This window comes from Natronomonas sp., assembly GCF_046710025.1.
Taxonomy (GTDB): domain Archaea; phylum Halobacteriota; class Halobacteria; order Halobacteriales; family Haloarculaceae; genus Natronomonas.
In genome coordinates this window covers 1-3855 of the sequence record NZ_JBKEGK010000235.1, presented here as the reverse complement: position 1 = coordinate 3855, position 3855 = coordinate 1, and the positions used below count along the sequence as shown (strand labels likewise).

Below are 3855 nucleotides of genomic sequence, written 5' to 3'. Positions count from 1 at the left end.
CACGTTTGAGAGCGACACGGTGTCGTTAGCACCGGGCGAATCGGTGCCGTTTGGGGTCACCGTCTCCACCGACCGAAGCGCGTTCTCGAGCACTATCGAACTCGAAGTCGACGTCCCGGAGGACGAATCGGGGAGCGGCGGCGGCGGGAGTGGCGACGGCGGAAGTAGCGGGAGCGATGAGACCAGCGACGGCGGAAGTAGCGGGAGCGATGAGACCAGCGACGGCGCTACCTCCGAAGGTGGGGCGGGAACGGGCGGCAGCGAAGACGGCGGCGGCCAAGACGGCGACGGTACCGACTCCGGGGGCGACGGTGACGCGGGCCCGGTCGAGGAGGCCGTCGGGCAGGCGCTGGAGCCGGACGGCGACGATCAGACCCTCGAGCCGGCCGGGCTGTTGCTCGGCGACATGCCGGCGGAGTGGTCGCTGCTCGCCGGACTTCTCGCGGCGCTCACTAATTACCTCGTCCAGACCCGGCTTCGGGACATCCTGCCGGTGCTGCAGACGGACCGGTCGATCCGGCGGAAACGTCTGCGTAGCGTTCTCGCCCGTGAGGGGGCCTCGCCGTGATTACCCTCGGCTTGACCGTGTTGGTCGCGGGCGCGCTCTCCAGTGCCGGCGTCGGCGTCACGGGACAGATACTCGCTACGCTGGCTTTCTCGGCATCGGTCGGCGCGGTCACCGGCAATCGCCGCTTCCCGAACATCCAGTTAGTCGACACATTGGGCGGCACGGGGGCCTCGCGGGCCGATGGCGGCACGGAGTAACCCCGAGTCTCGTGTGCGACGGTCGACGCTCACAGGGCGGTTCGGGTGCGTGTACGAGGCGCGACCACATGGTCGCCCCTCGGAGGTCACCTTCCACGATTCCCGGAGCAGGTGGGCGCTCCGGGCCGCCAGCGGTGTCGGGGGGTCACATCCCCATGTCTTCGGCGTCCGCCGGAACCGGAAGCGCCGAGGGCGAGACGCCGAGCAGCTCGGCGGCGTGATCGAGCGCCATGTCGAACCCGTAGTACCGCTCCAGTTCGTCGCCGTCGGCGCTCGGCCGCACCTTCAACATGGCGTACCCCTCGATGTTCTGTGCGACGGCGGCCGTCCGGCCGTCGGCCTCGAAACTCAACAGCCGCTCGCCGTTTCGCTCCTCGTAGTGGGCGGCGATATCGCCCGATTCGGCCTTCGACATGAACAACTGTAGGGCCCGCCCGGTTGCCAAACTACCGGTCCCGGCCGCACGGGCCGGAGGCTCTTTGTTGTCGCCGCCGGGAATCAGGACATGGAGTGGCTCACGAGCGGCCTCCGGCGGGACGTCTGCGTCCTGTTGTACGACGAGGAACGCCGCGCACAGGCGCTCAAATCAGCGATCGAGGCGCGGTACGACCGGCGGGTCAAGCCGGATCGATTCTACGGTGCCCTCGACGCGCTCGAATCGAACGGGTTCGTCGACACGCACGTTGAGGGACTGGAGGACGTCCACTCGCTGACCGACGCGGGCCGGCGGAGCGTCGAGACCCACGCCGAGTGGCTGTGTGAACGCGTCGACCCGGGGAGCGAAGCCCGAACGGGCGAGGACGGTGACACGTAGCGAGCGGGCGAGGGTGACACCGAGCCGTGAGCTACGACGTCGTGGTGGCCCCGACGGACGGGAGCGACCCCGCCGAGGCCGGCCTCGAGCGCGCGATCGAACTCGCCCGCGCGTTCGACGCGACCGTCCACGTCCTGTTCGTCGTCGACGAATCGGATCGCCCCGGCGACTGGGACGTCGTCGTCGAACGCCAGGAGCGGGCCGGCGAGGCGGCCCTCGACGCCGCCTTCGGGATCGGGGCCGACGCCGGCGTCGCGGTCGAGAGACACCTGCGGCGCGGCCGCCCGGCCGAGGCCATCGTCGCGTTCGCGGCCGAGTGCGACGCCGACGCCATCGTCATGGCGACGCACGGCAGAAGCGGGTTCGACCGGATCAGACACGCCGGCAGCACGACCGAGCGGGTGCTCCGCTCGGCGTCGGTGCCGGTGTTGGCGGTGCCGCCGGACGGGACGGGGCGGTCCTGAGCCTCGGTTGATCAGACGATACAAAAAAGATGTTAGAGAGCCTGAAGCGAGCGGACGAGGCGTTTGACGAACTCCTCGAACCCTTGCGAAGAGCGAGAAGCCCATCAACATCGGCGCGTGGAGTGAAGGGAATTGAGTTTTCTGCGCCCGCAGAGGCGCATTTTGACCTTCGTCGAATCGTTGGCTCCCTATATTAGTGCTTAGAATATTATCGTACAGACTATTATAGTTTCACCTCTAACTTAGAAACACGTATGTACCTCCCACCACGACTGGGAGTATGGACCAGTTCGTTGATCGCCTCGATGAACTCGACCGGTTGCAGGCCCTCTACGGGAGTGACGCTGCAGAACTCGCCATTATCTATGGGCGCCGCCAGATCGGCAAGAGCGAACTCGTCCGCCAATCGATTGCCGACCGCGACGATGCCGTGTACTATCAGGCAGTCCAAGGAACAGCGACGACACAGCTCAGGCGATTCGTCGAAGCAGCAGCGACGACCTACCCGGACATCACGGCCCTCAAAGAGGAATGGGAACCGCTCTTGACGTATCTCACCGACAGAGACGCCATCATCGTTATCGACGAATTCCCGTACCTCATCGAATCGAACGAGGGGCTTCCGTCGGTCATTCAACACCTGTGGGATACGGCTGTCGACGAGAGTCAGGCAACGCTCGTACTCACAGGCTCTGCAATCGGTATGATTCATACCCACGTCCTCGATGGCGGTGCGCCACTCTACGGCCGGGTATCTCAGACACCGAATGGTCGCCTCGAACTCGCCCAGCTGCCGTTTCGTTCCATCCAAGAGTTCGTGCCGACGTACGATCCCGAAGAACGGGTGTTCGTCTATGGCGTCTTCGGCGGCACACCTCGATATCTCAGCCCACTCGATCCATCACAGGACCTCGGAGAGAACATCACGCGGCTGCTGTGCGACCCGGATGGCCCACTCCACGACGAGCCCGAAACCGTCCTCCAGATGGAACTCAACGAGGTAAACACGTATTTTTCCGTACTGGAATCGATGGCCAGCGGGAACCGCAGTCGAAACGAGATCGCTCAAGGAGCCGGCATCGAGAGCACCAACACGTCGTACTACTTCGACCGGCTGGACACGCTCCAGATCATCGAGAAACACCATCCGGCACTCGCCGACCCGGCACGCAGCAAGCGGACGCGATACAAGATTCAGGATCCAGTGTTTCGGTTTTACTTCCGGTATCTCTACGGCCGTGGAGGCCAGTACGAACTGTACGGCGAGGACGCCTACGCGGATCTCATCGAACCGGGATTGCCCGACTTCGTCAGCGAAACATTCGAATCGCTCTGTCACCAGGCGGTGCCGGCGCTCTATGCGGACTATCAGCTCACGCAGGTGCCAAGCCAGTGGTGGTACAAGAGCCGAGAGGTAGATGTCGTCGCCCCAACTGACGAGTCAACGCTCATCGCTGGCGAAGCGAAATTCACCAGCACTCCTCTCGGCTATGATGTGCTTTCGAATCTCGAAGACGACGTGGAGCACATCGACTGGACACCCAATAGAGGCGATGAGCCGACATACGAATTCGCCCTGCTCAGCCGTTCTGGCTTCAAACGCTCGGTTGAGGAAGCTGCAGACGAGCGTGATGACCTCCGTCTCTTCGATCTCTCCGATATCGTTGCCATTCTCGAGAGTGACTGACGCAAATCTTGAATCGATACGGCACATCGTTCGGACTGCCCTCTAGTTCTGATAGAGATACGAGCGCATACCCCCGCCTTCCCGTGAGTGACGAGTGTTCCGACGCTCTGTCGGAACCGAGGAGC

General features: G+C 63.8%; 5 protein-coding genes and 1 pseudogene. 5 read left to right on the top strand and 1 reads right to left on the bottom strand.

The annotated features are described in order from the left end of the window. Positions 1 to 568 (top strand): annotated as a pseudogene (locus ACI944_RS12820) (hypothetical protein); the annotation flags it as partial. After that, entirely contained in the window at positions 565 to 765 is a 201-nt protein-coding gene (locus ACI944_RS12815; RefSeq protein ID WP_411719428.1) for a hypothetical protein, read from the top strand. The pseudogene ACI944_RS12820 and the gene ACI944_RS12815, both read left to right, overlap by 4 nt. Before the next feature lie 145 nt (positions 766 to 910). On the opposite strand, the gene ACI944_RS12810 is transcribed toward ACI944_RS12815, so the two are convergent. Beyond that, positions 911 to 1180: a hypothetical protein gene (locus ACI944_RS12810; protein ID WP_411719427.1), complete on the bottom strand. Its 270-nt coding sequence runs from the start codon at positions 1178 to 1180 to the stop codon at positions 911 to 913. Between the two features lie 90 nt (positions 1181 to 1270). On the opposite strand from ACI944_RS12810, the gene ACI944_RS12805 reads away from it, so the two are divergent. The 3 genes from ACI944_RS12805 to ACI944_RS12795 all read left to right on the top strand — a co-directional run bounded on the left by ACI944_RS12805 (position 1271) and on the right by ACI944_RS12795 (position 3730). Then, positions 1271 to 1579 (top strand): PadR family transcriptional regulator, encoded by a 309-nt coding sequence (locus ACI944_RS12805; RefSeq protein WP_411719426.1) that lies wholly within the window; start codon positions 1271 to 1273, stop codon positions 1577 to 1579. A 26-nt stretch (positions 1580 to 1605) separates the two neighbouring features. Further along, positions 1606 to 2043, top strand: coding sequence for a universal stress protein (locus ACI944_RS12800; RefSeq protein WP_411719425.1), 438 nt, complete (start codon positions 1606 to 1608; stop codon positions 2041 to 2043). Positions 2044 to 2323: 280 nt separating this feature from the next. Then, a complete protein-coding gene (locus ACI944_RS12795; RefSeq protein WP_411719424.1) occupies positions 2324 to 3730 on the top strand; it encodes an ATP-binding protein in 1407 nt (468 codons plus the stop codon). Positions 3731 to 3855 lie beyond the last annotated feature (125 nt).

Excerpts from the sequence above, each read along its gene's own strand:
- ACI944_RS12810 (WP_411719427.1), bottom strand. The coding sequence starts at position 1,180 with ATGTCGAAGGCCGAATCGGGCGATATCGCCGCCCACTACGAGGAGCGA.
- ACI944_RS12805 (WP_411719426.1), top strand. The coding sequence starts at position 1,271 with ATGGAGTGGCTCACGAGCGGCCTCCGGCGGGACGTCTGCGTCCTGTTG.
- ACI944_RS12795 (WP_411719424.1), top strand. The coding sequence starts at position 2,324 with ATGGACCAGTTCGTTGATCGCCTCGATGAACTCGACCGGTTGCAGGCC.